The 26,455-nt window shown below is 30.7% G+C and carries 25 protein-coding genes; 19 read left to right on the top strand and 6 right to left on the bottom strand.

Going from position 1 to position 26,455, the window contains the following annotated elements:
• Position 1 precedes the first annotated feature (1 nt).
• Complete coding sequence (locus tag CQA75_RS02130; protein WP_137623413.1) at positions 2 to 1,003, top strand: sugar phosphate isomerase/epimerase family protein; 1,002 nt, start codon at positions 2 to 4, stop codon at positions 1,001 to 1,003.
• On the opposite strand, the gene CQA75_RS02125 is transcribed toward CQA75_RS02130, so the two are convergent.
• From CQA75_RS02125 to CQA75_RS02100, 6 genes are all read right to left on the bottom strand, one after another.
• Positions 996 to 1,865: a VirK family antimicrobial peptide resistance protein gene (locus tag CQA75_RS02125; RefSeq protein ID WP_137623412.1), complete on the bottom strand. Its 870-nt coding sequence runs from the start codon at positions 1,863 to 1,865 to the stop codon at positions 996 to 998. The two genes, CQA75_RS02130 and CQA75_RS02125, sit on opposite strands and share 8 nt — an antisense overlap.
• Positions 1,862 to 2,965, bottom strand: a complete 1,104-nt coding sequence (rseP, locus tag CQA75_RS02120) for an RIP metalloprotease RseP (RefSeq protein WP_137623411.1) — start codon at positions 2,963 to 2,965, stop codon at positions 1,862 to 1,864. Before rseP ends, CQA75_RS02125 begins: the two co-directional genes overlap by 4 nt.
• The gene (gene pgsA / locus CQA75_RS02115) at positions 2,962 to 3,498 is read right to left on the bottom strand and encodes a CDP-diacylglycerol--glycerol-3-phosphate 3-phosphatidyltransferase (RefSeq protein ID WP_137623410.1); all 537 of its coding nucleotides are present in this window, start codon (positions 3,496 to 3,498) and stop codon (positions 2,962 to 2,964) included. The genes rseP and pgsA overlap by 4 nt, the downstream gene beginning before the upstream one ends.
• 94 nt (positions 3,499 to 3,592) lie before the next feature.
• Entirely contained in the window at positions 3,593 to 4,198 is a 606-nt protein-coding gene (locus CQA75_RS02110; protein WP_137623409.1) for an NAD(P)H-dependent oxidoreductase, read from the bottom strand.
• A complete protein-coding gene (locus CQA75_RS02105; RefSeq protein ID WP_137623408.1) occupies positions 4,195 to 4,815 on the bottom strand; it encodes an NAD(P)H-dependent oxidoreductase in 621 nt (206 codons plus the stop codon). The genes CQA75_RS02110 and CQA75_RS02105 overlap by 4 nt, the downstream gene beginning before the upstream one ends.
• A 67-nt stretch (positions 4,816 to 4,882) precedes the next feature.
• Positions 4,883 to 5,971, bottom strand: a complete 1,089-nt coding sequence (locus CQA75_RS02100) for a CinA family protein (RefSeq protein WP_137623407.1) — start codon at positions 5,969 to 5,971, stop codon at positions 4,883 to 4,885.
• An 87-nt stretch (positions 5,972 to 6,058) separates the two neighbouring features.
• Here CQA75_RS02100 and ileS point away from each other — a divergent pair, with 87 nt between their 5' ends.
• The 18 genes from ileS to thiF all read left to right on the top strand — a co-directional run bounded on the left by ileS (position 6,059) and on the right by thiF (position 26,453).
• Positions 6,059 to 8,815: an isoleucine--tRNA ligase gene (ileS, locus tag CQA75_RS02095; RefSeq protein WP_137623406.1), complete on the top strand. Its 2,757-nt coding sequence runs from the start codon at positions 6,059 to 6,061 to the stop codon at positions 8,813 to 8,815.
• A complete protein-coding gene (locus tag CQA75_RS09475) occupies positions 8,808 to 8,930 on the top strand; it encodes a hypothetical protein (protein ID WP_281276516.1) in 123 nt (40 codons plus the stop codon). Before ileS ends, CQA75_RS09475 begins: the two co-directional genes overlap by 8 nt.
• A complete protein-coding gene (gatA, locus tag CQA75_RS02090; RefSeq protein WP_137623405.1) occupies positions 8,927 to 10,294 on the top strand; it encodes an Asp-tRNA(Asn)/Glu-tRNA(Gln) amidotransferase subunit GatA in 1,368 nt (455 codons plus the stop codon). The genes CQA75_RS09475 and gatA overlap by 4 nt, the downstream gene beginning before the upstream one ends.
• Positions 10,294 to 11,748: an IMP dehydrogenase gene (gene guaB, locus CQA75_RS02085; RefSeq protein ID WP_137623404.1), complete on the top strand. Its 1,455-nt coding sequence runs from the start codon at positions 10,294 to 10,296 to the stop codon at positions 11,746 to 11,748. Before gatA ends, guaB begins: the two co-directional genes overlap by 1 nt.
• Positions 11,745 to 11,918, top strand: a complete 174-nt coding sequence (xseB, locus tag CQA75_RS02080) for an exodeoxyribonuclease VII small subunit (protein WP_137623403.1) — start codon at positions 11,745 to 11,747, stop codon at positions 11,916 to 11,918. Before guaB ends, xseB begins: the two co-directional genes overlap by 4 nt.
• Positions 11,911 to 12,690 carry a carbon-nitrogen hydrolase family protein gene (locus tag CQA75_RS02075; protein ID WP_137623402.1) on the top strand — a complete coding sequence of 260 codons (780 nt, stop codon included), beginning with the start codon at positions 11,911 to 11,913 and terminating at the stop codon, positions 12,688 to 12,690. Before xseB ends, CQA75_RS02075 begins: the two co-directional genes overlap by 8 nt.
• A gap of 68 nt (positions 12,691 to 12,758) precedes the next feature.
• Entirely contained in the window at positions 12,759 to 14,732 is a 1,974-nt protein-coding gene (locus CQA75_RS02070; RefSeq protein ID WP_137623401.1) for an LTA synthase family protein, read from the top strand.
• 66 nt (positions 14,733 to 14,798) lie between these two features.
• The gene (murC, locus tag CQA75_RS02065) at positions 14,799 to 16,094 is read left to right on the top strand and encodes a UDP-N-acetylmuramate--L-alanine ligase (RefSeq protein WP_137623400.1); all 1,296 of its coding nucleotides are present in this window, start codon (positions 14,799 to 14,801) and stop codon (positions 16,092 to 16,094) included.
• Positions 16,087 to 16,413: a hypothetical protein gene (locus tag CQA75_RS02060; protein WP_246023730.1), complete on the top strand. Its 327-nt coding sequence runs from the start codon at positions 16,087 to 16,089 to the stop codon at positions 16,411 to 16,413. Before murC ends, CQA75_RS02060 begins: the two co-directional genes overlap by 8 nt.
• Positions 16,414 to 18,609 (top strand): endonuclease MutS2, encoded by a 2,196-nt coding sequence (locus CQA75_RS02055; RefSeq protein ID WP_137623399.1) that lies wholly within the window; start codon positions 16,414 to 16,416, stop codon positions 18,607 to 18,609.
• A gap of 79 nt (positions 18,610 to 18,688) precedes the next feature.
• A complete protein-coding gene (locus tag CQA75_RS02050; protein WP_137623398.1) occupies positions 18,689 to 19,381 on the top strand; it encodes an SIR2 family NAD-dependent protein deacylase in 693 nt (230 codons plus the stop codon).
• The gene (locus tag CQA75_RS02045) at positions 19,381 to 19,980 is read left to right on the top strand and encodes a LysE family transporter (protein WP_137623397.1); all 600 of its coding nucleotides are present in this window, start codon (positions 19,381 to 19,383) and stop codon (positions 19,978 to 19,980) included. Before CQA75_RS02050 ends, CQA75_RS02045 begins: the two co-directional genes overlap by 1 nt.
• 3 nt (positions 19,981 to 19,983) lie before the next feature.
• Positions 19,984 to 21,081: a succinyl-diaminopimelate desuccinylase gene (gene dapE, locus CQA75_RS02040; protein WP_137623396.1), complete on the top strand. Its 1,098-nt coding sequence runs from the start codon at positions 19,984 to 19,986 to the stop codon at positions 21,079 to 21,081.
• A gap of 9 nt (positions 21,082 to 21,090) precedes the next feature.
• A complete protein-coding gene (locus CQA75_RS02035) occupies positions 21,091 to 23,148 on the top strand; it encodes an N-6 DNA methylase (protein ID WP_137623395.1) in 2,058 nt (685 codons plus the stop codon).
• Between the two features lie 115 nt (positions 23,149 to 23,263).
• Entirely contained in the window at positions 23,264 to 24,028 is a 765-nt protein-coding gene (locus CQA75_RS02030) for a CAAX protease (RefSeq protein ID WP_137623394.1), read from the top strand.
• Complete coding sequence (locus CQA75_RS02025; RefSeq protein ID WP_137623393.1) at positions 24,025 to 25,461, top strand: restriction endonuclease subunit S; 1,437 nt, start codon at positions 24,025 to 24,027, stop codon at positions 25,459 to 25,461. Before CQA75_RS02030 ends, CQA75_RS02025 begins: the two co-directional genes overlap by 4 nt.
• Positions 25,462 to 25,653 (top strand): sulfur carrier protein ThiS, encoded by a 192-nt coding sequence (gene thiS, locus CQA75_RS02020; protein WP_137623392.1) that lies wholly within the window; start codon positions 25,462 to 25,464, stop codon positions 25,651 to 25,653. It abuts the gene before it with no gap.
• Positions 25,650 to 26,453: a thiamine biosynthesis protein ThiF gene (thiF, locus tag CQA75_RS02015; RefSeq protein ID WP_137623391.1), complete on the top strand. Its 804-nt coding sequence runs from the start codon at positions 25,650 to 25,652 to the stop codon at positions 26,451 to 26,453. The genes thiS and thiF overlap by 4 nt, the downstream gene beginning before the upstream one ends.
• The last annotated feature ends 2 nt before the right edge of the window (positions 26,454 to 26,455 follow it).

Here is a 26,455-nt window from a genome sequence, read left to right as displayed (position 1 = left end):
AATGAAAATTGGTTTAGAGAGTGAAAGTATGCATTTATGGTTTCAAAATGGCAGAATGGATATATTTTCTTATATTGATTTTGCAAAAGAGTTGGGTTGTGATGGAGTGATTATAAATATTATTAAAGATTTTGGCTTGGATGAGGAATGGGGGTGTTTGGGAAGCGATGATGAGTATCATCTTAAAAAGATTAAAGAAAAACTTGATGAATATAATATGTATTGTGAAATTGATGCTAAGGGTTTTGATAAAAATAAATTTGAAAAAATTGCTAAAGTAGCACAATTTTTAGATGCAAAAATTATCAGATCTTATGTGCCTTTAACCGATAAAAGTAAAAAAGTTAAAAATGCGAGTGATGGTAGCTTTGATGATTCTAAGATCACAGCGCTTTTTAATAAAGAAGAATTTTTAAGCTCATCGGATGAAATTAAGGCCTTAATTGACATTTTGGAAACATACGATTTAAAACTTGCCATAGAAAATCATGAATATCAAACTTCAGGTGATTTGCTTGAATTATTGGCTTTAATTAATCATCCTAGAATAGGATTTTTATATGATTTTGGAAATTCAATGATGGCTTATGAAGATCCTATTAAAGCTTGTAAGGATATGGCAAAATATACTTTTAGCACACATTGTAAGGATCACATTGTTTTTAACGAAGATGGAGTGGATTATGTTTGTGGTGTGCCCTTAGGTGAAGGAAATATTGATATTAAAGCTTGTGTGGAAATTTTAAAAAGTGAAGGTTTAGATCGTATTAACATAGAGCAATGTTATCCTTATTGTGCAACTTTTAAAAGAGAGAAAGGAACCGGTGGGGTTAGTGAGCTGGGCGAGGGTGCTTTTAAAATCGAAAAACCTTTATTTGAAGGCTTAAAAGCTATGCAATATTATTATCCTCAAGAGGTTTCTAATGAGCAATTAGAAAAGCTTTTAAAACTACAAAAAGAAGGTTGTAAAAAAAGTGTTAAGTATTTAAAAAGCATTATTTAGAAAAAATTTCATTGATTTTTTTCTCAATTTCATCAAGTATTGCAAAACGCTTTTTATACATAGAGCGTTTTTGACTTGGAATTTCTTCAATCTTCTTTCTCAAATGAGAGAGTTTATAATAATTGCGTCTATTGATTTTTATAAGCTCTCCGCCATTTTCAAGCCAAATTTTTTGATAATTTACATAATAACCTTTGCTTTGTCCTTTTTTGGATCGAATTTGATTTTTTTCATGAACGCCGAGTGTGGTATCGCAATTTAAAACTTTAGTTAAAATTTTAATGCATTCTATGATTAAATCTATAGGTCTTAATCCAAAAAATTTTTTAGTACAAATTTTATTGATTTTCAAAGAATCTAAATTTTCATGCTTATAGCCTTGTATGCAAGCGATTAAAATATTATTTTGCAAAGTAAAGCAAAAACTTGCTTGCAAGATGACTTGAGTGTTAAATTTAAGTTTAATCGCCCAAAAACCTTCCTCGCAAACATGATGATTTTGATCAAGATCAATTTCAAAAATATTTTCTTCATCTTTAAGCGTAAAAATACTTTTCTTTTCTGGAAGAAAAGTAAATGTTTTCAATCCTTTATCAACATCATAAAGTAAAGTTTTAACCCTATCATTGGCACTAAAGCTTTTATCACAAAATCTTCTAATGACATTATAACAGGCATAAGGTCTTTCTTGAAAAAAATATTTCAAATGATTATTTTTTTCTTCATTAAGTGTTTTAATAAAAAAATTTACTTGAGAAAAATACAAGAGTTTTCTAGCCCAAAAACGAGAATAACGCCAAAAAATAATACTTTTTTTAGGATCTGAAAAATTGGGCAAAGGATAGGTGAAATTTTGACTCATTGTAAAGCTCTTAAAATATCATTAAAAGTAGCAAAAAGCATTAAGCTTAAAAGTATAGCCATTCCTCCATAACTTAGATATTCAAAAGCTTTTTGTGGTACTTTGCGTCTAAAAATAATTTCATAAATATTAAACAGTATATGTCCTCCATCAAGCATAGGAATAGGTAAAAGATTTAAAATTCCTAGATTGATTGAAATTAAAGCCGCAATAAACAACAGGAGTGTAAAACTTGTTTGTGCTGCTTTTGAGGTGATATTAGCCATTGTGATAATGCCACCTAAATTTTTAGCTTCCACATCTCCAACGATAAGTTTTGCTATACCCTTAACAATAAGTGTTGAAGCTTTGATGCTTTCATCTAAAGCATAATTTAGACTTTGTAATCCCGTGTGAAAAACTAATACATCAGTGCCTTTTGGACTTACCCCAAGTTGTGCTTTTGGAACTAATTGACCAAAATCATTATACCCTTGTCCTATTTTTGGAGTGAGATTAAAATTGATTTTTTCTCCATTTCTATCAATTACAATATTTAAAGGCTTTAGACTTAGGTGTTTTGAAATTTCATCAAAACTTTGAATTTTAACTCCATTGATGGATAAAATTGTATCATCGGGTTTAATTCCAGCTATTTGTGCAGCAGAATTTGGCGCAATGGCTCCTATTTGTGTTGATAATTTTTGTATCCCTAAATTTCCGATGAGAATATAAAGTATAAAAGCCAAAAGGAGATTAAAAAAAGGTCCAGCAAATAAAATATAAATTTTCTTAAACGCAGATAAAACACTGTAGCTATCAGGATCTAAATTTTCAAAACCTGGACGCATATCATCTTGCCCCTTAAGTTTGACATAGCCTCCAAAAGGTAAAGCACTTAAGCGATAAATAGTATTTTTAAAATTAAACTCTAAAAGACTTTTTCCAAAACCGATACTAAAAATTTCTACTTTAACACCTAGAGATTTTGCGGCTAAAAAATGCCCTAACTCATGAAAAAAGATTAAAAAAGAAATTACTAAAATTGTTGCTAAAAATTCAATAGAATAAAATTTAAATCCAAGTATGAGTATTAAAATTAAAAAAAATAAAGATTTCATTGTAATTTTCCTTTGTTTTGTTTCATATAGCTTAAAACGTATTCAAAACCAGAATAAAGAGTTAAAACAAAGGCGATATAAAGTAAAATTTGTCCCCCTGTCCATTGCATTGTTAAAAAACCTATGGCTATCATTTGAAAGGTTGTTTTTAGTTTTCCTGCAAATGAGGCATTGACATTTAAATTTTCACTGACCATAACTACGCGAAATCCTGTGATAAAAAATTCGCGAACGAGTATGAGATAAATAATCCATTCATTTGCTCTTCCTATCATCAATAATCCTAAAAAAGCTGCCAAGATAAGCATTTTATCAGCTAAAGGATCTAAAATACCTCCTAGTTTTGTTGTTTGATTCCAAGTTCTTGCAATATAACCATCAAAAAAATCACTGATTGCGGCTAAAGAAAATGTTAAAGCCGCAAAATAATTAATCCAGCTTTGATCTATTTTTTCAAAAGAATGAGTGAGTAGGAAAAAAAATAAAGGAGCTAGCATAATCCTTAAAAATGCTAAAATGTTGGGTAAATTCATACAAGACCTTAAATTCTATAAATTTTAAAAAATTATATAGAATTTTAGCAAAGTAATGGTAAAAATAGAATTTTAATTCTATTTTTTTATTTGGTTATAAAAATTGAACCACTTCATCAAAATCAAAGCGATTTTTTTGTGGCAAATTTTTATCATTAGAGTAACCTAGAGCTACAACCAGTGTCGCTATTTCTTTTTGAGTGTCAAGATCTAGGTAGGAATCAAGTTTGGTTTTATCAAAGCCCCCTATTGGACAACTAGCTATGTTTAAAGCATTGGCGCTATAAAGTATGCTCGCTAAGGCAATATGAGCTTGCTCTCTAGCGTAAGCAATTTTTTGCTCATGATTTAGAGATTTTAAAAAAGGCATATAAGTATCTAGACGTTTTTGAATTTCTTTTTCTTCCATATCTCTTTTTCTTAGTTTTTCTTCAAAATAATCTAAAAAATCAAGTCTTGATAAAATGATGATCAAAGCAGAACAATTTTTAACATGATTTTGATGATTGCAAATTTGAGATAATTCTTCTTTCTTCTTTTCATCTTGTGCAACCAAAAACCTCCAAGGTTCTAAGCCTAAAGAACTAGGACTTAATCTAGCGACTTCTAATATATTTTTTAGATCTTGTGGATTTAATTTTTCATTTTTAAAATTTCTACAAGAATATCGTTGTTTAAAAATATCCAATTCTTTCATTATTTTTCCTTATAAAATTCAACAACTTCATTAAAATTTAAGCGTTTGGTTGTGTGTTTTGGTTCTTGTGCTCTATATCCAAGGGCTAATACAACCGCTGTTTCAAAAGGATATTCTAATTTTAAAAATCGATCTATTTTTTCTTTGTCAAAACCACCTATCATACAAGAATCAATTCCTAAGCTTATGGCAGCTAAAGACATTTGCATCATTGCAAGATAGCATTGAAGTTGGGCATAATGATAGAGTTGTTTATCGTCCATGGTGTCGGTTTTTTGAGTGTAAATTTGTAAAATTTTTTGAAATTTTTCTTCATCAGAATCAGCAAATCGACGCACTTGCTTTTGGATAAAAGCATCTTTACTTTGCAAATCTTTTCTGGCTAAAATAACGATGTTGTGGCTCGCACTAGCGACATTTTGCTGATTAAAACATAATTTAGAAAGATTTAAATTATCTTCTTGCTTTTCAAAAACAATGAATTTCCAAGGTTCAAGACCATAAGAACTCGGAGTTAAAATTCCACTTTCTAGGATAAAATTTAAGTCATTTTTATTGATTTTTTTATCGCTAAATAATTTACAAGCGTGCCGTTTTAAAATAAGATCTTTAAAATTCATGGTTAATTCCTTAATGTAATTTAAGCTAAATTAATTATAAGTTATAAAAGTTTAATCATTTATAAAATTAAAATTCAAAAATTTCTGGCTTGAGTTTTAATAATAAACAAAAAGTTGCCATCGCAGCTTGTTTTTGCATCAATTCTCTATCTCCGTCTAAATGAAGAATTTCTTGCACAAATGTTCCATCTTTAAACATTGCCCCTATATAAACAGTACCTGATTTTATAGCGCCTTCATCGTTTTCTCCGGTTACCCCACTGATAGCTAAGGCAAAATCAGGTTTTGCTGTTTTAAAAATTCCTTTTAACATAAAATACACACAACGTTCGCTATATTCTCTTCTATTTTGCAAATTTTCTTCTGCAATGCCTAGCCATTCATGTTTTAAACGATTAGAATAGCTCACAATCGATCCTTCAAAAATTTGACTCACCCCGTTAAATTTAGTAAGCATACTAGCGCAAAGCCCGCCTGTGCAGCTTTCAGCAAAGGAAATTTTTAAGTTTTTTTCTAAAAGTTTTGAAATAATAAAATCCAAAGGATTTTTTCCTAAAAATACTTTTTGTCCAAAAAGATTTTTAATGCTGGTTAAAAATCCATCTAATTTTCCAAAATTAGGACAAGTGGCTTTAATAAGTGTGAGATTATCTAGTATTTTACTTGTTTTGATTTTAACTTCATAAGATTTTGTTAAGGCATCAAGAAGTACAACTGCACTTTCATCATCAATCCCAAAAAGGCAAAAATAAGTAAAATTAGGTTGTATATTTCCAAGAAGTTCTGGAAGTTTCTTACCTATCGTAGTTTTTATAACATTGATTTTTGAATGGATAAAATCACATACAAAACTATCTTTAGAAAAATAAGCTTTATCAGGAACTAAATTATCCTCTTTTAAAACCAAAGCATCTTCATTGAGTGTTGCAAGAATTTTAGCTATGGTTGCATAATGATTAGATGTGGTAAAAAGGGTTATAAAATCATATTCTGTTAGAAGTTTTTCTAGTAAAAAAGGTAATTCTTTATCGGTTTTATTTTGAAAACGAATTTCGCAAATTTCTTTAAATTTTTTTTCATAAGAGCGATAAATATAATCCTTATAATCATCATTCATTGCCAATTCATCGCCAATAAGAAAAAGTAAATGTTTCATAAAATTTCCCTTTTTTGTGTAATTATAGCTAAATTTTAAACTAATTTTAGTAAAATTTGAGATTATAAAAAATTTAGGTGGAAAATGATGGACTATAAAGATACCTTACTTTTGCCAAATACTACTTTTTCAATGCGTGCTAATTTGGCCGAATTTGAACCTAAAAGATTTGAAAAATGGTTTAATCAAAATTATGCTTATGAGAAAATGAAACAAAAGCGTAAAGATACTTGTGATACCTTTACTCTACACGATGGTCCTCCTTATGCAAATGGTCATATTCATATCGGTCATGCTTTAAATAAAATTTTAAAAGAAACGATTATCAAATTGCATTATTTTAATGGAGAAAAAATTCGTTTTACCCCAGGTTGGGATTGTCACGGCTTACCTATAGAACAGCAGGTTGAAATTAAACTTGGTGAAAAGAAGAAAAGTCTAAGCAAAAAAGAGATCCGAGAATTTTGTAGAAAACATGCTGATGAATTTGTTAATATTCAAAGAGAAGAGTTTAAAAAACTTGGCATTATAGCGGATTGGGATAAGCCTTATCTTACGATGAAATTTGAATTTGAAGCCGCTATTTATAGGACTTTATGCGAAATTGCTAAAAAAGGATTGCTTTGTGAGCGTTCCAAACCTGTTTTTTGGAGCTGGGCTGCAAAATCAGCTTTGGCTGAAGCTGAGGTAGAATATGAAGATAAAGAGGATTATTCTATCTTTGTAGCTTTTGATTTGGATGAAAATGCTTGTAAAAAAATAGGAGTTTCAAAAGCTAGTGCGGTTATTTGGACAACTACACCTTGGACTTTAGTGGCTAATCAAGCCATTGCTTTAAATCCTAATGAAAATTATGTGATCACTAAAGAGGGCTTTATTTTTGCAAGTGCTTTGCTTAAAAGTATGGTAGAAAAAGGTTTAACAAAAGGAGAGGTGCAAAAAGAGCTTAGCGCAAAAGAATTTGAAAGATTAGAAGCGATTAATCCTTTAAATTTTAGAAAATCCACTTTGATTATGGGTGAGCATGTATTGATGGATGGTGGAAGTGGGCTTGTGCATACTGCTCCAGGTCATGGTGAAGATGATTATTATGCTTGTTTAAAATATGGTATTGAAGTTTTAATGCCTGTGGATGATGGAGGGTGTTATGATGAAACTTTAAGGACTAAAAAACTTTTGCCAGAAAATTTACTAAATGAATTTATAGGACTTCATATTTTTAAGGCTAATGAAAGAATTTTAGAACTTTTGGGTGATTCTTTATTGCATTCTTCCAAATTTATACACTCTTATCCGTTTTGCTGGAGAACTCACAAACCTGTCATTTATAGAGCAACTAAACAATGGTTTATTTTAATGGATGAAGCACTTTTAGAGGGTAAAACTTTAAGAGAATGCGCAAAAGAACAAATTCTAAAAACAAAATTCTATCCACAAAGCGGTATAAAAAGAATCGGATCTATGGTTGAAAATCGTCCTGATTGGTGCATCTCACGTCAAAGAGATTGGGGGACGCCTATAGCGTTTTTTAGGGATAAAACCACTAAAGAAGTGATTTTTGATACTGAACTTTTTGATTTTGTGGCTAATATTTTTGAAAAACATGGAGCCGATGCGTGGTGGGAATTTGAAATTAAAGATTTAATTCCTAAAAATTCAAAATATAATCCAGAAAATTTAGAAAAAGTTTATGATATTTTAGATGTTTGGTTTGATAGTGGAAGCACTTGGAATGCGGTTTTAAATAGTGGAATTTATGACGCTGGAGAAAAAAGAGCTAATATGTATTTAGAAGGAAGCGATCAGCATAGAGGTTGGTTTCAAAGCTCTTTGCTTATTGGAAGTGCTATTAAACAAATCGCTCCTTATGAAAGCATTTTAACCCATGGATTTACTACAGATGAAAAAGGGCAAAAAATGTCCAAATCTAAAGGTAATGTGATAGCACCTGAATATGTAGCCAAAACTTACGGGGTTGAAATTTTAAGACTTTGGATACTCTTAAGTGATTATTCAAGTGATTTAAAAATTTCTGATAATATCTTAAAGCAAGTAAGCGAGCAATACCGAAAAATAAGAAATACCATAAGGTTTTTACTTGCGAACATTAATGATTTGCAAAATTTACAAATTAATGAATTTAGCTTTATAGATAAATGGATACTCACGCGTGCAACCCATGTGTTTAAAAATGTTAAAGAAAATTTCCTAGCTTATGAATTTGCTAAAGGCTTTAATATGCTTTTAAATTTTTTAAGTGCGGATTTAAGTGGAATTTATCTTGATATTAGCAAGGATAGATTGTACTGTGATGCTAAAAATGGCGATCGTAGAAAATCAGCTCAAGTGGCAATGGCTTTAATCACTAAAGAACTTTTAAATTTACTTGCTCCAACTTTAACTTATAGTGTTGATGAGGCTTTAGAACATGCTAATGATTTGATTAAAGACAATATTGCTGATGTTTTTGATCTTAGTTTGAAAGAAAAATTTGAATATGATTTTGACATAGATGATAAATTTTTACTCAATGTGCGTGAGAAATTTTTTGAAAAAATTGATGCACTTAAAAAAGATAAATTGATAAAATCAACTTTAGAACTTAATCTTATCATAGATTCTAAGCGTTTTGATTTTATACCAAAAGATGAATTAAATGATTGGTTTATGGTGAGTGATGCTAAAGATGGCTTTGGTGAAATTTTGTGCGAATTTGAAATTGAAGATGAAAAGTTTAAGATCGCCAAAGCTATATCACATAAATGCCCTAGATGTTGGAAACTAGAAAGCCAGAAAGAAAACGAACCTTGTGTGCGTTGCAATGAGGTTTTGAAAAATGTTTGAGTATCCTATTTCAAATTGTGTAGTGATTGCAACTATTTTTGTGATTGCTTTTTTCTGTGGTATATCGATTGTTTTGATTAAAAAATATGCAAAAAAATACAAGGAAGGAAAATGATAACTTTAAAAGAGGCCTTGAAATTATCTCAAGAAGAAATTCAAAATTTAAAAAAAGAATTAAATGAAAGAGCTAAAAAAGAAAGCCATCTGGGGGCTTATATAGAACAATTTTTAGGCAAAGATTTAAGTCAAAGTTGCGAAGGAATTCCTGTTGCTATTAAAGATAATATTAGCGTTAAGGGTTGGGAATTAACTTGTGCAAGTAAAATTTTACAAGGTTACGTGGCACCTTATGATGCGAGTGCTATTGTGAATTTGAAAAAAAATGGTTTTGCTCCTTATGGACGAACTAATATGGACGAATTTGCGATGGGTAGTTCAACAGCGACTTCTTATTATGGAAAAACTCTAAATCCGTTAAATCCAAATAAAGTTCCAGGGGGATCAAGCGGAGGTAGTGCCGCAGCTGTAGCTGGCGGCTTAGCTTTGGCAAGTTTAGGTAGTGATACGGGTGGCTCTGTGCGTCAGCCTGCTGCTTTTTGTGGTTGCGTTGGATTTAAACCAAGTTATGGCAGGGTTAGTCGTTATGGTTTGGCATCTTATTCTTCAAGTCTTGATCAGATAGGTGTTTTAACGCAAAATGTTGAAGACGCTGCGATTTTATATGATGCTATTGCAGGATACGATAAAATGGATAGCACAAGTGCAAATATTGAGTTTGTTAAAACAGCACCACAATTAAACGCAAATAAAAAACTAAGAATTGCGGTGATTGAAAATTATATCAATGGTGCAAGTGAAGAGGTTAAAAAAGCTCTTTTAAAAACTATAGATATGTTAAAATCACACGGACATGAAATTGTTTATAAACATATGCTTGATTGTAAATATGATATAGCGGCGTATTATATTATCGCAACGGCTGAGGCGAGTGCGAATTTAAGTCGTTATGATGGTGTGCGTTATGGAAGGCGTTCCGAAAATATAGAAAATCTTAAAGATATGTATATTAATACCCGCAGTGAAGGTTTTGGAGAGGAGGTAAAAAGAAGAATTTTACTCGGAACTTTTGTGCTTAGCAGTGGATATTATGATGCGTATTATATCAAAGCACAAAAGGCTAGAGCCTTTATAAAAGCTAAATATGAAGAAATTTTAAAAGATTGTGATTTGATTTTTATGCCTGTAGCTCCAACAACAGCTTTTGATTTTAACGCTAAAAAAAGTCCTATTGAAGTTTATTTAGAGGATGTTTATACTATCTCTTTAAATTTAGCCGGTCTTGGAGGTATTAGCGTGCCAGTGGGTAAAGATAAAGATGGGCTTAATATTTCTGCCCAGCTTGTTTGTAAAGCCTTTGAAGAGCAAACCTTGCTTGATGGTGCTTTAAGTCTTGAAAATATTATAAAGGAAGGAAAATAATGAATATAGTCAAACGTGCTTTAACCTTTGAAGATGTGCTTTTACGCCCTTGTTATTCTGAAATACTCCCAAAACAAGTTCAAATTCATACTCAACTTACAAAAAACATTTCCTTAAATATGCCTTTGATTTCTGCTGCGATGGATACAGTAACTGAACATAGAGCAGCTATTATGATGGCAAGACTTGGTGGGCTTGGGGTTATCCATAAAAATATGGATATCGCTTCTCAAGCAAGAGAAGTTAAAAGAGTGAAAAAAAGTGAAAGCGGGGTGATCATAGATCCTATTTTTATTGGCCCAAAATCAAGCATAGCTCAAGCCTTAGAAATTATGGCAGAATATAGAATATCAGGCGTTCCAGTGGTTGATGAGTCTAGAAAATTGATCGGAATTTTGACTAATCGTGATTTAAGATTTGAAAATGATTATTCTAATTTAGTTGAAAATGTGATGACAAAAGCCCCTTTAATCACTGCTCCAAAAGGATGCACTTTAGATGATGCTGAAAAAATTTTTAGCAAAAATAAAGTAGAAAAATTACCGATTATAGATAGTGAAGGTCATTTGGAGGGATTGATCACAATTAAAGATCTTAAGAAACGTAAAGAATATCCAAATGCAAATAAAGATAGCTTTGGAAGACTTCGCGTTGGTGCTGCTATAGGCGTAGGACAAATCGATCGAGTCGATGCTTTAGTGGAAGCTGGGGTTGATGTTGTTGTGCTTGATTCTGCGCATGGACATTCTAAGGGTATTATCGATACGATAAAAGCTGTAAAACAAAAGTATCCAAATTTAGATTTGATCGCGGGAAATATCGCTACCGCAGCGGCTGCAAAAGCTCTTTGTGAAGCGGGTGCGGATGCTGTAAAAGTGGGAATAGGGCCAGGAAGTATTTGTACCACTCGTATAGTTTCTGGTGTGGGCGTTCCTCAAATTTCAGCCATAGATGAGTGTGCTATCGAAGCTAAAAAATACGGAGTTCCGGTGATTGCTGATGGTGGGATTAAATATTCAGGTGATATAGCTAAGGCTTTAGCAGCGGGTGCGAGTTCTGTTATGATAGGATCTCTTTTAGCGGGAACAGATGAAAGCCCAGGAGAGCTTTTTACTTATCAAGGAAGACAATACAAATCTTATCGCGGAATGGGATCGCTTGGAGCGATGCAAAAGGGCAGCTCTGATCGCTATTTTCAAGAAGGAACAGCTCAAGATAAATTAGTTCCTGAAGGTATAGAAGGACGTGTGCCTTATGTGGGTAGCATTAAAAGCGTGGTACATCAACTTTTAGGAGGACTTCGTTCTTCTATGGGTTATGTGGGCGCTAAAGATATACAAGATTTTCAAACTAGGGCTGAATTTGTGGAAATTACAAGTGCAGGTCTTAAAGAAAGTCATGTTCATGATGTAACTATAACTCATGAGGCGCCAAATTATAAGGTTAATCAATGAGTTTTGAGGAAAAGATAAAAAAAGCCAATGAAGCCTTAGATAAATTAAATAATGATGAATTAACTTTAAATGAAAGTGTGAAAATATATAAAATGGGTCTAGAAAGCATTAAAAAAGCTAGAGAAGAATTAGAAAAAGCAAAATTAGAAGTGGAGAGTATCGATGAGTAAAATTTCAGCCTTGCAATTTCCTACTTTAGCTTTAAGTGAATCAAGATTGGATTATTATTTAAAAGCTTCAAAAGATAGTGGAGCCGATCTTGTTGTTTTGGGTGAATATGTCATCAATAGTTTTTTTACTGAATTGCTTTCTATGCCAAAATCCATGATAAAAGAGCAAAGCGAGGCTAAAAAAGAAAGCTTAATACGCCTTTCAAAAAAATATGAATTAGAAATCATAGCGCCTTTTATCAGCGTTGAGAGCAAGGGTTGTAAAAAACTTTGTTTAAAGGTTTCTCCTAATGGCGTAAAAAGTTATGAACAGCAAATTTTGATGCCTTATAATCATTGGAACGAAAAAGGTTTTTTTAATAATAAATGCGACAAATATAAACTCTTTACTTTTTCTTACGCGGGATTAAAATGCGCTTTACTTTTTGGTTTTGAAGTTCATTTTGATGGCTTTTGGAAAATGATCATGCAAAAAAAGATCGATTTGGTTATTATCCCTACAGCTTCAACCTTTGAAAGCAAAAAAAGATGGGAAGAACTTTTAAAAATGAGAGCTTTTTTAAATTCAACCAGTATTTTAAGAGTTAATCGCATAGGTAAGCTTAAAGAGGATTGGAATTTTTACGGCGATACTATGTTTATTGATGCTTTTGGTGAAATTCAAGAAAGACTTGGTAACGAAGAAGAAATGCTAATCATCGAGCCTACAAAATCAGACGAAGCAAAAAAACTTTGGTGTTTTGAAAAAATGGCAAAAGGTTTTGAAAGATAATAAGTGCATAATTTAAAAATATTTATTTTTATGTGCTTATAATATAATTTTTATATTTGAGATTTTATATGAGAAAAATTTTATTACAAATTATTATTTTTACTTTTTTGTTTATAATTGTTTTTACAGTGAATAGAATTTTGATGCAAATTGGTTTTATTCCTAGTAATTTAGTTAGCGATAAAAGTGAATTTGTCCAAATGTATCTTTTAGGCATTTTTCACGATATAAGATTTCTAAGTGCTGCTTTTTTACCTTTTTTATTATGTGCTTTTATATCTTTGTTTTTTTCTCAAATAAAATTTAGTAGTATTTTTAAAGAAAGAATATCTAAAATTTATTTTATAGTTTCTAGTTTTTACATAGTTTGCATTGCTTTTCTTTCTTTGGGTTTTTCTTATGCAAAATATTATTATTATGAAATTTATAAAAGCAAATTTGATATTTTTATGTTTAGCTTAAAAGATGATAATACAAAAACTATTTTAGACATTATCTATAATGATTATCCTATTTTAAAAATTTTTGTATTTATGTTTATTTTTGGATTTTTGTGTATTTTTATTAATTCAAAGATTCTAAGATTAAAATTAAGAGCCATTAATCTAAAATTTCCTATATTGATATTGTTAAATTTAATATTAATTGGAAGTTATATTGTGGCTTTAAGAGGTCCTTTTAAACATGTAGCTATCAATGTTCAAAATTATTCTTTTAGTGAATTTAGCGTTTTAAATGATACTATGCTAAATCCTATCATGGCTTTTTCTTGGGCTTTTAAACAATACCGTCAAGAAGAAAGTTTTAAAGCAATTAGTTCTTCAAAAGCCCAAAATCTTAAAAATAAACTTTTTGATGATTTATATACAAGTCCTAAAAATATACAAGCTGAAAAAATTCATCCTAGTGTTTTTGTCAATTTAATGGAAAGTTTTGGACTTAATTTGGCAGATTTTTCAAATGAAGAGCATAATTTTTTAGGTGCTTTAAAGCCACATTTTGAAAAAGATTTTGTATTAAAAAGATTTTTAAGTGCTTATAATGGCACGATACCAAGTTTTGCTAATTTGTTTTTTATAAGTCCGTATCAAAATATCTCTACAAGTAAATTTCAAAAAACTTATTTAGATTTAACTCCTATTGCTGTTTATAAAAAAGCAGGATATAAAGTTATTTTTGTAAGCGCAGGAAATGGTTCATGGCAAAATGTTAAAAATTATTTAAGTGTTTTAGGTGTTGATGAAATTATTGATGAAAATGTTTTGATGAAAGAATACAAACAAGCTAAAACGAGTGAAAATGGTTATGGGATAGCTGATAAATATTTATATAAAAAAGTTTATGAGTTATTGCAAAAAAATCCTCATAATACCTTGATCATCGGTTTAACAATTTCAAATCATCCCCCTTATAAAATCGCACAAGAAGGTTTGCCTAAGCTAGAAAATATCCCACAAGCTTTGCTTAACTTGCTTCCTTATGATAAAAATAAGCAAGAAAATATCATTAAAGCTTATACGTATGCAAATAATGAATTTGGTAAATTTTTAGATAAGGTTAAGCAAAGTTCATTTAAAGATAGTGTTATAATCGCAGCTACTGGAGATCATAGAGTTCGTGAAATGGGGATTGATTTAAATTCTCAAAAAGCCTTTGCTTATAGTGTGCCTTTTTATCTTTATATACCTAAGATTTTGCAAAATAATCTTTACTATGATAAAAATCGTTTGGGTTCTCATAAGGATATTTTTCCTACTCTTTATGCTTTAAGTCTTAGCAATGCTCATTATTTAAGCGTTGGTGGAAGAAATATGCTTGCAAAGCCTACAAATAAAAAATTAGAATTTGCTTTTAATGATGTTGTATGGGCGGATAATGATGGAGTTTATATAGGAAATAAAGGATATTTTTTTGAAAATAATAATACTTTAAAAGATAACAATAAAGCTTTTGATCTTGACGCGTATCATAAGAATTTTACTCAATTTTATAAAGAATTAAATTTCTATCAGTTGGCTCAACGTTTAGGTGTGGCAAAGTAAGGCTTATATTTTCTTTTTAGTAAAAAAGTGTTAAAATTTAGGCTTTTTAAAATAAAGGCTTAAAATATGCAAAAAATTCATTTTATTGGTATAGGCGGTATAGGAATTTCTGCACTAGCAAGATTTTTAAAGGAAAAAGGCTGCGTTATTAGCGGGAGTGATCTTAAAGAAAGTAAGATTACTAAGGAGCTCGAAAAAGAGAGCGTTAAGATCTTTATTCCCCATCATCAAGATAATGTTTTAAATAAAGACTTAGTTGTATATTCAGCGGCTATAAAGGAAGAAAATCCTGAATTCAAACATGCTAAATCTTTAGGTATGAAATGCCTTTCAAGAAAAGAGGCTTTACCGCTTATTTTACAAGATAAGCGTGTGTTTGCCGTTGCTGGTGCACACGGAAAGAGCACTACATCGAGTATTTTAGCTTCTTTATTTGATGATGCTTCGGTGATTATAGGCGCTATTTTAAAAGAATTTGGCTCTAATATGATCTATAAAGAAAGCGAAAATCTTATTTTTGAAGCAGATGAAAGCGATAGCTCTTTTTTAAATTCTAATCCTTATTTAGCCATTGTTACTAACGCTGAAGCGGAACATTTAGATCATTATGAAAATCAAGTTTCAAAATTGCATCAAGCTTATACGCAATTTCTTGATATGGCAAAAATTCGCGTTATCAATGCAGAAGATGATTTTTTGAAGGATTTTAAGGCAGAGGCTTTGCGTCTTTATCCTAGCAAAGATATTAAAAATTGCACCATGAAAATAGAAAATTTTAAGCCTAAAATGAGTTTTGAACTTAAAGATCTTGGGAATTTTGATATTTTAGGAATGGGTTATCATCTAGCTATCGATGCTTCTTTGGCTATTTTAGCGGCTTTAAATTTTTTAGATGTAGAGACTATTAAAGCTAGACTTAAAAATTATCAAGGAATTAAAAAAAGATTTGACATTTTACATGCAGATGAAAGCTTAGCTTTAATCGATGATTATGGTCATCATCCTACAGAGATCAAAGCGACTTTAAAAGCAGCTAAAGAGTATGCTAAACTTGGCGGTTATACTAAGATCACAGCTATTTTTGAGCCTCATCGTTATACGCGTTTATTAACAAATTTGCAAGATTTTGTCCATGCTTTTGATGGGGTTGATGAACTTGTGATTTTACCCGTTTATGCTGCAGGGGAAGAAAAAGTTGAAATCGATTTAAAAAAATACTTTCCTAAGGCTTTATTTGTAGAAGATATCAAAAGAGAGGGTAAATTTTTAGTCAGTGATAAAGGAAGAGTTTTTGATAAAGGACTCATTATAGGATTTGGAGCAGGAGATATTAGCAATAAATTAAGGCAAGCTAATGATTAGATTTTTTCTGTATTTTTTTATTTTCTTGTTTTTTGCTATTTTTGTTTTTGCTCTTAATAAAAAATCAAGTTTAAAGCTTAAATTAATTTATCTTTTTTTCTTTATATTTTTAATAGCTTTTGCAGTATGGTTTGAGTATAAAAATTTAAAACAAGATTCTAAAACAATACTTTTGATTGAAAAATTCAACCATGGTGAAAATATTGTTTGTAAAGAAGGAAATGTCTCAAATCAATTTTTCAATTATGAAAGCGGTACGCAAAGTTTTATTTCAAAAAAAGATAATTTGATTATTGATATAAAAAGATGTGAGTTATAGATGGAAGATATTGCTTTAAGACTTGATTTAAAAGCTTATTTGGATGATTTTAAGGCTTTATTTGCAAGAGAAAAAGATATATTTTTGCAAGGGGATTCTCATTTGCATTTTGAAAGAATTTGTGAGCTTTCAAAGATAGATTTTAAGCCCCCGCTTTCTTTAAAAAAATTAGATTTTGCTTTAATGCATTTAAGCAAACAAGGTGTTTTACATTTAGCGGAAATTTATGAATTTGTTAAGATTTTTCGTTATTTTAAGTATTTAAAGGGTTTAAAATTTGAAACACATTTGAAAACTTGGCTTGAAAAAATCGAATTTCCAAGCGGGATTTTAGAACTTAGTGAAAAATTTGACGATAAGGGCGAGCTAAAAGAAAACCTAGATGAAAGATTGATCAATTTAAATACAGCTTTTAAAATGAAAAATGAAGCCATACAGGCCGAATTTAAAAAATACTGTTATAGCAAATCCTTAACCCCTTATCTTATGGATACTCAAATTCATCTTGTTAATAATCTAGAATCTTTACTCGTTAGAGGCGGTTTTAATCACGCTATAAAAGCAAAGATTATAGGAAGAAGCACCGGAGGAGGCTTTTATATCGTTCCTGAAGGCGTTGAAAAATTGCAAAATGATTTAGAGAAATTGCAAAATCAAAAAGAAGAAATTTATTATGAATATGCTAAAAATTTTTCCATTTTTTTAGCTAAAAATTTATTATTCTTAAAATTTATCAATAACGCTTTTGATTTATTTGATCATTATAGCGCTAGAGTTTTGATGGCTAAAAAGAAAGATTATGAATTTCTCTTGTGTAAAAATTCAGACGAGATTGTTTTAAAAGATTTTGCACATCCGGCTTTAAAAAATCCTAAAAGCGTTTCACTTGAATTTAAAAAGCAAGTTTTGATCATTACTGGGGTAAATGCTGGTGGAAAATCGATGCTTTTAAAAAGCATTTTAAGCGCTTGTTTTTTAGCTAAACATCTTTTGCCAATGCATATAAATGCAAATGAAAGCAAAATAGGAACTTTTAAGGAATTTGATGCTATTATCGAAGATCCGCAAAATGTGAAAAATGACATTTCCACCTTTGCAGGAAGAATGCTCCATTTTTCCAAACTTTTTACAAAGAAAAATTTACTTTTAGGCATAGATGAAATAGAACTTGGGACAGATTTTGAAGAAGCGGCTTGCTTATATAGTACTTTAATCTCTCATTTGATTTCTAATAAATTAAAAATCATCATCACCACACACCACAAACGCCTTGCTATGCTTTTAGCTGAAAATGAACAAGTTGAATTGATAGCGGCTTTATATGATGAGGAATTTTCAAGACCAAAATACGAGTTTTTAAAAGGCACCATAGGAAAATCTTATGCTTTTGAAACGGCTTTGCGTTATCAAATTCCGCCAAATTTGGTTAAAAAAGCCAAAGAGCTTTATGGGGAAGATAAGCAAAATTTAGAAGAAATGGTGAGTAAAAATATCAATCTTGAGCTCGATTTAAAGCTAAAATTAAATGAAGTGGATAAAAAAGAACAAAAGATTGATGAAATTTTACTTTCTTTAAAAGATCAAAAAGAAAAAAATGAAAGCGAATTTCGTCAAAAACTAAGGGACTTAGAGCTTAAATTTTATCAAGCCATAGAAGAAGCTAAAAAAACTATACGCTTAAAAGACACTAAAGAAAAACAAAGAAGTTTAAACAAAGCTAATGAGCTTAAGAAAAATATCGTTTTGCCGAGTATGGAGCAAAATGAAGAATTGAGAGTCGGGGATTTTGTAAAATATGAAAAGATTAAAGGAAAAATCGTAGGAATTTCTAAAAATGATGCTTTAGTGGAAAGTGAAGGGATAAAACTTCGTGTGCCTTTAAAACTGCTTAAAAAAAGCGGTGCTATCCCTAAACCTAGTCCAAAAACAAGTATAAATATCACAAAGCCTAGCAATTTGGGCGTGAGTTTGGATTTGCACGGGCTTAGAAGTGATGAAGCGATTTCAAGGCTTGATAAATTCATTTCAGATGCTTTGATAGCGGGTTTTGACGAAGTGATCGTTTATCATGGTATAGGCACTGGAAAACTCGCTTTTGCGGTAAGAGAGTTTTTAAAAACGCATAAAAGCGTAAAAAGTTTTAGCGATGCTCCGATCAATCAAGGCGGCTTTGGCGCTAAGGTTGTGAGATTATAAAAATTAGAAAAAATCTTGCAAAAATATTTATTTTCTTAAAGTATTTTGTGCTAGACTTTGAAAAATTCAAGGTTTAGTGATGAAAAATATAATGATATTAAGCGGAGCAGGGTTATCTGCTCCAAGCGGACTTAAAACTTTTAGAGATAATAACGGACTTTGGGAAGAATACGATGTGATGGAGGTTTGCTCTGCAACAGCTTTTAGGAAAAATCCTAAAAAAGTGCTTGATTTTTACGATGAAAGAAGAGAGCAGCTTAAAAACGTAGAGCCAAATCACGCCCATAAAAAAATAGCAGAACTTAAGCAAAAATGGGGTAAAAATCTTTTTGTTATCACGCAAAATGTCGATGATTTGCTTGAGCGTGCAGCGTGTAAAGATGTGATCCATTTGCACGGCTTTTTACCTGAACTTCGTTGCCTAAAATGCGGTGAAATTTTTAGTATCGGTTATGAAAAAATGGCCGGTAAATTTTGCCCTAAATGCAAAAGTGAAAATTTAAGACACAATATAGTCATGTTTGAAGAGGCGGCGCCTATGTATGCCACTCTTTATTCTTTGCTTGAGCAAACTTCGCTTTTTATCAGCATAGGCACAAGCGGAGCAGTTTTGCCAGTAGGGCAATACGCTAGCATGTGTGAAAAAAGTATTTTAAATATTTATGATAAAGATGATAATTTAGAAAAATATTTTGATAAAATTTATATTGAAGATGTTGTAAGTGCGATTGATAAAATTGCACTAGATATTGAAGAATTTATGGAGAGTTAATGTTTGATTCTTTGTTGAATGGATTGATTTTAGGATTTGGCGTTAGTGTTCCTTTTGGGCCGGTTAATATTTTGATCTTAACCTATGCTTTAAGATCTTTTAAAAATTCATTAGCAGTAGGCTTTGGGGCTTTTAGTGTCGATATGCTTTATCTTTTTTTATTGCAATTTGGGCTTTTGAGCTTTTTAAACAATGATATTTTTAAATATATCTTGGCTATTTTTGGCTTTTGTTTTTTAAGCTATATGGCCTTTTTGATGGTTAGAAAAAAAAGCGAAGCTTTAGATCTGCAAAATCAAGATTTTAAAGAAAGTCTTTTAAAAAGTTATATCAAAGGATGTTTTTTAAATGGAACAAATCCTTTTGTTATAGGATTTTGGTTAAGTACAGCTGGGGTGATTATCGGAGATGGACATCCTTATATTATGACTGTTGGGCTTATCATTTCTATCATAGCTTGGGTTTTTGCCTTGTCTTTCTTTGTGGCTAAATATAAACATTTCTTTGGTGCAAAGGTTATTAAGATTGTAAATATAGTTTCAGCTTTGATTATAGAATATTTTGCCCTTAGTTTGTTGTATAAAACTTTTATAGGATAAAAAATGAATGCCAAAGAACTTTTAATCGAGCTTTTGAAATTTAAATCCATCACACCAAAAGATGATGGAATTTTAAATTTTATCGCCTTAGAACTTAGCGATTTTGAAGCTTTTTTTGTGGAAAAAGAGGGTGTAAAAAATTTATTATTGACAAAAAAATTTCAAGATGAAGGCGATCATTTAGCGTTTTGCGGCCATGTAGATGTTGTGTCTGCGGGTGAGGGTTGGCAAAGCGATCCCTTTAAACCTATAGAAAAAGAAGGCTTTATTTATGCAAGAGGTGCACAAGATATGAAAAGTGGCGTGGCTGCTTTCATCCATGCGGTTAAAAATGCGAATTTTAAAGGCTCTAGACTTTCTTTAATGCTAACAAGTGATGAAGAAGGGGAAGCAAAATACGGAACTTTAGAGCTTCTTAAATTCATGCAAGAAGAAAATATCTTGCCTGATTTTGCTATAGTGGGTGAGCCAACTTGTGAAAAATATCTAGGAGATAGCATCAAAATAGGACGCAGAGGTTCTATCAATGGTAAAATTCTCATACGTGGAAAACAAGGACATGCTGCGTATCCTGAAAAATGTATCAATCCTATCCATGATTTTTCTCATGCTTTGAAATTTTTAGCGGGTTTTGATCTTGATCCTGGTAGTGCTGATTTTACTCCTTCTAAGATAGTCATTACTGATATTAGGGGAGGACTTGAGGTGTGCAATGTAACTCCAAATGATCTAAAATTGATGTTTAATGTTAGAAATTCTCCAGATACAACTTTAGATGATGTGAAAAATTATATCGATAAAATTTGTCATGGTTTAAATTATGAATTAGAAATCAAACAAAGTTCAAAGCCTTTTTTAACTCATCATGATAATAAAGTGGTGCAAAAATTAAACGAAAGCATCCAAAAGATCACGCAACGCGTTCCGAGTTTCAATACTAAAGGCGGCACAAGCGATGCAAGATTTTTAGCGGAATTTGGTATAAGTGTATGTGAATTTGGGGTATGCAACGATAGAATTCACGCTATTGATGAAAGAGTAAGCGTGGAAGATTTTGAAAAACTTTGTGAAATTTATAAAGATTTTATAGAAAATTTTTAGAGGCTAGCAATGATTGAAGAAATTTTAAAAGATACTGGTTATAAATTAGATTTATTTTCTAAAGAAGCTATTGAGAAATTAGAAAAATCAATTTTTACCAAAGAAGCAAAAAATGGAAAAAATTATTATGTCCAATGTCTTATTAGAAATAAAGATATCAAGCTAACTCCGGAAGAAATAGTACGTCAGCTTTATATTGACAAACTTTTAAATGAATACGATTATCCTAAAGATAGAATTAAGGTTGAATTTGGCGTGCATTTTGGTAGAGAGGTTAAAAGAGCTGATATTGTGGTAATGGATAAAATTCAAATTACAACCCCTTATATCATCGTAGAAGTAAAAAAACCAAAACTAAAAGATGGTAAAGAACAGCTTAAAAGTTATTGTAATGCTACGGGTGCAACCATGGCTGTATGGTGTAATGGCAAGGAAATTAGTTATTATCACAGAAAAGATCCAAATTATTTTGAATCGATTCCAAATATTCCCAAATCAAATCAAACTTTACCTGAAATTTTAAGAGTAGATTTTACTTTTAAAGATTTAATCGAAAAAGATATTTTAAAACAGCAAACAAGAAGCTTAAAAAGTTTAGTTTTAGAGCTGGAAGAAGAAGTTTTTGCAAATGCAGGAGTGGATGTATTTGAAGAATGTTTTAAGCTAATCTTTATAAAGCTTTATGATGAGCTTGAAGGGGCTAGAGATAAAACAAAGAATTTAGAATTTAGAAATTATGGAGAATCAGATTTTGAGCTTAAACAAAAAATTGAAATTCTTTTTGACAAAGCGAAAAAAAAGTGGCAGGGAATATTTAACACTGATGAAAAAATCAAACTTTCTCCATCGCATTTGGTTATATGTATATCATTATTGCAAAATGTAAAATTATTTAATTCTAATCTAGAAGTCATTGATGATGCTTTTGAATATCTCGTTAATAAATCCTCCAAAGGAGAAAAAGGGCAGTATTTTACCCCGCGTTATGTAATTGATATGTGCGTAAAAATGTTAAATCCTAAAAAAGATGAAAGTATGATAGATACAGCAAGTGGAAGCTGTGGCTTTCCTATACATACTTGTTTTTATGTGTGGCGTTCAATTTACAAGGAAAGAGGTATAGAGGCTAGCCATTTATTTACAGCTGAAGAAAAAATACCAGAATGTCAAGATTATGTAAAAGAAAAAGTATTTGGTATAGATTTTGATGAAAAAAGCGTCCGTGTATCTAAAATGCTCAATCTTATCGCAGGTGATGGACATACCAATGTTTTATATCTTAATTCTATCGATTTTGAAAGATGGGATGAATGGGTAAAAGAAGATGAGGATTGGCAAGATGTGTATTTTGAGGGCTTTAAGCGTTTGAAAAATTTAAGAGCTACAAAAAATCAAAATAGGGATTTTGATTTTGATATTTTAATGGCAAATCCTCCTTTTGCTGGCGATATAAAAGAAAGTACGATTCTTGCTAGATATGAGTTATGCAAAAAAGAAAATGGCAAAATCCAAACTAAAATGGGAAGAGATATTTTATTTATCGAAAGAAATTTAGATATGTTAAAGCCAGGTGGTAGAATGGCCATAGTGCTTCCACAAGGACGTTTTAATAATTCAAGCGATAAATTTATAAGAGAATTTATAGCGCAAAAAGCTAGAATTTTAGCCGTTATTGGACTTCATGGTAATGTTTTCAAGCCTCATACTGGAACAAAAACAAGTGTTTTAATTTTGCAGAAGTGGGATGAGGAACTATGTCCAAAGGTTGAAGATTATAATATTTTCTTTGCAACGATGAATGAACCTAGCAAAGATAACTCAGGAGAGAAAATCTATTATCCACTTTTGGATTCTCATGATCATTTGGTTGTAAAACATGATTTATTTCATCCGCATTTAGAAGGCGATGAACCGATAAAGCAAAAGAATGAAAGCGAAGAAGAATTTGATAAAAGAATGCAAAAATATAAAGACAATTTAGAAAAATATAAAGATTTACAAAAAGACGGGATAGCTGAAGCCTTTATCGAATTTGCAAAGAGTGAAAATTTGAGTTTTTGGAGATAAAAAAGAATTTAGAGTAGCCTCTCATTTAAGAGTACCCCGTAGCCGTCGACGGGTTAGCCCTCTAAACTGATGTTATTATAGCAGATAAAAAATAAATTTGTAATTAGGAGTGAAAATGGGTTTTTCTTTGCAAAGTTTTGAATATGAAAAAATTAAAATTTTGTTTTCCAAATTCCCAAATTTATTAAATGAGGATTTTGAAGCTCGCATGAAAAAAGCAATTGGTGTATTGCATTTTGATTATTTATGGGGTGCTTGCAAGGAGGCAGAAAAAATTTTACCCAAATGCAAACAAGATAATTTATTTGATTTGATTATGAAATTATACACCAAAAAAAGAAAAACTCATCAAGCTAATTTTTTACTTTTGCATTGTTTTGAAAATGCATTGCGTAGCACATTGTGTGTTAAAATTGCAAATTTATATAATACAAGCAACAATGATTCTTGGTTTAAAGCCATAAACTCAAATTCAAATGGACTCAATAATATTTTAAAACTTTTCAACAAGAGAAAAAAACACTTAGGCGGTAAAGAGGCACAAAATTCTTGGGAAGTTTTTGATTGCTTTTATCTTGTGGATTTAGAAGATATTATCAGTTTTCATTGGGGTGAATTTGCGCCCATTTTTAAAAATGAAAAAAGATATAAAGGACAAGATTTGCCAAGTTATGGCACAAAGGATCATTTATTAACTAAACTTAGTCAAATCAGAAAAGCAAGAAATGAGATCTTTCACAATAAACCTACAAAGATAAAATTTCGTAAAGATTTAGAAATTTTGCTTTTGCGTTTAGAATACAATTTAGAAGATGCTATTGAGATTGGCGATATTAAAGAATCTATCGACTTAAGATATAATTACAAGGATGTTGGATGAGTTTAAATCAAAATTTACAGGAAAAATATCCGCATTTAGAGCTTAGTGTATTAAAACTTAGTGAAGTAAAAAAAGACAATGAAAGCTTTAGAATAGATTCCGAGCCATTTAAAAAGTCAAATTTATATTTTAATAAGAACATATTGTATGAAAAATTATCAAATATTGCAACTATAAATCCTTCAAAAAATGAAATAAGCAATCTTTCGCAAGATACAATAGTTACTTTTTTATCAATGCAAAATTTAGGCAACGGCTTTATAAACTATAGAGAATCGGGGCAAATTGTGGAATTTAAAAATGGATATACTTATTTTATGGAAAATGATATTCTTATTGCTAAAATAACGCCTTGCATGGAGCATGGAAAATGTGCAATTGCTACAGGATTAACAAATGGTATAGGTTTTGGCAGTACAGAATTTAATGTTTTTAGAATTCAAGATTCTAGGTTTTTAACCGCATTTGTTTTTTGTTATCTTGATAGAGATTCTATAAGAAAGACAGCTGCTGATAATATGATAGGTACTAGCGGAAGGCAAAGAGTGCCAACCGCATTTTACGAGAAGTTAATTATTCCCATCCTCCCTATGTCTTTTCAGCAAGAAATTGAAAAGATGGTGAAAGATTCTTACAAGGCTTTGGAGGAAAGTAAGGCTTTATATAAAAAGGCTGAAGAAACTTTGTATTTGGAATTAGGCCTTGATCCGCTCGATCCTCTAAAAAGCATTGAAACAAAAAATCAAAAAAACTTAAATATTTCTATTCGTTCATTGAAAGAATCTTTTTTAAAAACAGGACGTTTGGATAGTGAATATTATCAAGAAAAATATGAAGAAAATAATGAGATAATAAAGTCAATAAATTATGGTATTTTAAATGAATTTGTGTCAATAAAAAAATCCATAGAACCTGGAAGTGAATTTTACAAAGATGTAGGAATTCCATTTGTTAGAGTTTCAAATTTAAGCGAAAATGGATTAAGTGAAAGTGATATTTTTTTAGATGAAAAAGATTTTTGTTTGCAATATTTAAAATCTTTATATCCTAAGAAAGATACTATTTTGTTTAGTAAAGATGGAAGCGTCGGCATTGCATATTGTGTAAAAGAAGATAAGGAAATTATTACCAGTGGTGCCATTTTACATTTGCATATAAAGGATAAAAAGAAAATTTTACCAGAATACCTAACATTATTTTTAAATTCTGTTTTTGTAAAATTACAAGCTGAAAGAGATTGTGGTGGTTCCATTATATCGCATTGGAGAGTGGATGATATAAAAAATATTTTAATTGCCGTCCTTGATTTTAAAATTCAAGAAAAAATTTCAAAATATATCGAAGAAAGTTTTTCTTTAAGGAAAAAATCTAAAGAATTATTAGATAATGCTAAAATAAAAGTAGAGCAGGAAATAGAGAATTTAAGGAATTAAATGATTATCAATGGTGAAAAGCTTGATTTAAAAGAATTAAGATTGATGGATTTTTTAAAAGAAAAGGGTTATAAAATCGAACTCATCGCTTTAGAATTAAACGGAGAAATTATCCCAAAGGATCGTTTTGAAAATTTGATTTTAAAAGAAAATGATAAGGCTGAAATTGTAAGTTTTGTAGGAGGTGGTTGATGAAAATAAAATTCAATGGTAAAGAGCTTGAAACCTCTTTTAAAAGCACTTTGGAATTTTTTCAAAGTGTAAGTGTAAGTGAAAATGATGTTTGGATAGTCAATGGCTTTGCGACAAAAGAAGATCTAAATTTAAATGAAAACGATGAGCTTTTTTGCATACAAAAAAACACTTTGCCTCCAAAAGATGCACTTGATGCGATGATGAGAGCAAGACACACCCCAAAACTTCACGATAAATTAAAAAATTCAAGTGTTGCGGTGTGTGGCTTAGGTGGCCTTGGCTCTCACATAGCCATCATGTTAGCAAGAAGTGGAATAGGGGCTTTAAAACTCATCGATTTTGATGTGGTAGAGCCTAGCAATCTTAACCGCCAAGCTTATCGTGTGTGTGATTTGGGTAAATTTAAAACCGAGGCTTTAAAAGAACAAATCAAAGAAATCAATCCTTACACGCAAATTGAAATTCAAACTTTAAAGATAGATGAGCAAAATTTAGCCCATTTATTTAAGGGTGTAAATATCGTTTGTGAAGCCTTTGATACGCCTTTAGCAAAAGCTATGATCGCACAAAATTTTCATAAATTTTATCCTGATATAACTTTAATCTGTGCTTCAGGACTTGCGGGTTATGGCGATAGCAATAGCATACAAACGAGAAAAATTGCAAAAAATTTCTATGTTTGTGGGGATTTGGTGAATGCAGCACAAGTTGGAAATGGACTGATGGCACCACGGGTTAATATTTGTGCAGGACATCAAGCTAATTTAGTTTTAGAACTTTTAGCTAACAAGGAGTAAAA

The sequence above is a fragment of the Campylobacter taeniopygiae genome, from assembly GCF_005406225.1.
Lineage (GTDB): Bacteria > Campylobacterota > Campylobacteria > Campylobacterales > Campylobacteraceae > Campylobacter_D > Campylobacter_D taeniopygiae.
This window is presented reverse-complemented; position numbering and strand designations above follow the sequence as displayed.

What these genes read in the sequence shown, in the direction of transcription:
- dapE (WP_137623396.1), top strand. Translation starts at nt 19,984, where the DNA reads ATGAATGCCAAAGAACTTTTAATCGAGCTTTTGAAATTTAAATCCATC.
- CQA75_RS02045 (WP_137623397.1), top strand. Translation starts at nt 19,381, where the DNA reads ATGTTTGATTCTTTGTTGAATGGATTGATTTTAGGATTTGGCGTTAGT.
- CQA75_RS02070 (WP_137623401.1), top strand. Translation starts at nt 12,759, where the DNA reads ATGAGAAAAATTTTATTACAAATTATTATTTTTACTTTTTTGTTTATA.
- CQA75_RS02130 (WP_137623413.1), top strand. Translation starts at nt 2, where the DNA reads ATGAAAATTGGTTTAGAGAGTGAAAGTATGCATTTATGGTTTCAAAAT.
- CQA75_RS02035 (WP_137623395.1), top strand. Translation starts at nt 21,091, where the DNA reads ATGATTGAAGAAATTTTAAAAGATACTGGTTATAAATTAGATTTATTT.
- ileS (WP_137623406.1), top strand. Translation starts at nt 6,059, where the DNA reads ATGGACTATAAAGATACCTTACTTTTGCCAAATACTACTTTTTCAATG.
- CQA75_RS02055 (WP_137623399.1), top strand. Translation starts at nt 16,414, where the DNA reads ATGGAAGATATTGCTTTAAGACTTGATTTAAAAGCTTATTTGGATGAT.
- CQA75_RS02125 (WP_137623412.1), bottom strand. Translation starts at nt 1,865, where the DNA reads ATGAGTCAAAATTTCACCTATCCTTTGCCCAATTTTTCAGATCCTAAA.
- CQA75_RS02100 (WP_137623407.1), bottom strand. Translation starts at nt 5,971, where the DNA reads ATGAAACATTTACTTTTTCTTATTGGCGATGAATTGGCAATGAATGAT.
- CQA75_RS02030 (WP_137623394.1), top strand. Translation starts at nt 23,264, where the DNA reads ATGGGTTTTTCTTTGCAAAGTTTTGAATATGAAAAAATTAAAATTTTG.
- guaB (WP_137623404.1), top strand. Translation starts at nt 10,294, where the DNA reads ATGAATATAGTCAAACGTGCTTTAACCTTTGAAGATGTGCTTTTACGC.
- pgsA (WP_137623410.1), bottom strand. Translation starts at nt 3,498, where the DNA reads ATGAATTTACCCAACATTTTAGCATTTTTAAGGATTATGCTAGCTCCT.
- CQA75_RS02105 (WP_137623408.1), bottom strand. Translation starts at nt 4,815, where the DNA reads ATGAATTTTAAAGATCTTATTTTAAAACGGCACGCTTGTAAATTATTT.
- murC (WP_137623400.1), top strand. Translation starts at nt 14,799, where the DNA reads ATGCAAAAAATTCATTTTATTGGTATAGGCGGTATAGGAATTTCTGCA.
- xseB (WP_137623403.1), top strand. Translation starts at nt 11,745, where the DNA reads ATGAGTTTTGAGGAAAAGATAAAAAAAGCCAATGAAGCCTTAGATAAA.
- rseP (WP_137623411.1), bottom strand. Translation starts at nt 2,965, where the DNA reads ATGAAATCTTTATTTTTTTTAATTTTAATACTCATACTTGGATTTAAA.
- CQA75_RS02050 (WP_137623398.1), top strand. Translation starts at nt 18,689, where the DNA reads ATGAAAAATATAATGATATTAAGCGGAGCAGGGTTATCTGCTCCAAGC.
- CQA75_RS02075 (WP_137623402.1), top strand. Translation starts at nt 11,911, where the DNA reads ATGAGTAAAATTTCAGCCTTGCAATTTCCTACTTTAGCTTTAAGTGAA.
- gatA (WP_137623405.1), top strand. Translation starts at nt 8,927, where the DNA reads ATGATAACTTTAAAAGAGGCCTTGAAATTATCTCAAGAAGAAATTCAA.
- CQA75_RS02060 (WP_246023730.1), top strand. Translation starts at nt 16,087, where the DNA reads ATGATTAGATTTTTTCTGTATTTTTTTATTTTCTTGTTTTTTGCTATT.
- CQA75_RS09475 (WP_281276516.1), top strand. Translation starts at nt 8,808, where the DNA reads ATGTTTGAGTATCCTATTTCAAATTGTGTAGTGATTGCAACTATTTTT.
- thiS (WP_137623392.1), top strand. Translation starts at nt 25,462, where the DNA reads ATGATTATCAATGGTGAAAAGCTTGATTTAAAAGAATTAAGATTGATG.
- CQA75_RS02025 (WP_137623393.1), top strand. Translation starts at nt 24,025, where the DNA reads ATGAGTTTAAATCAAAATTTACAGGAAAAATATCCGCATTTAGAGCTT.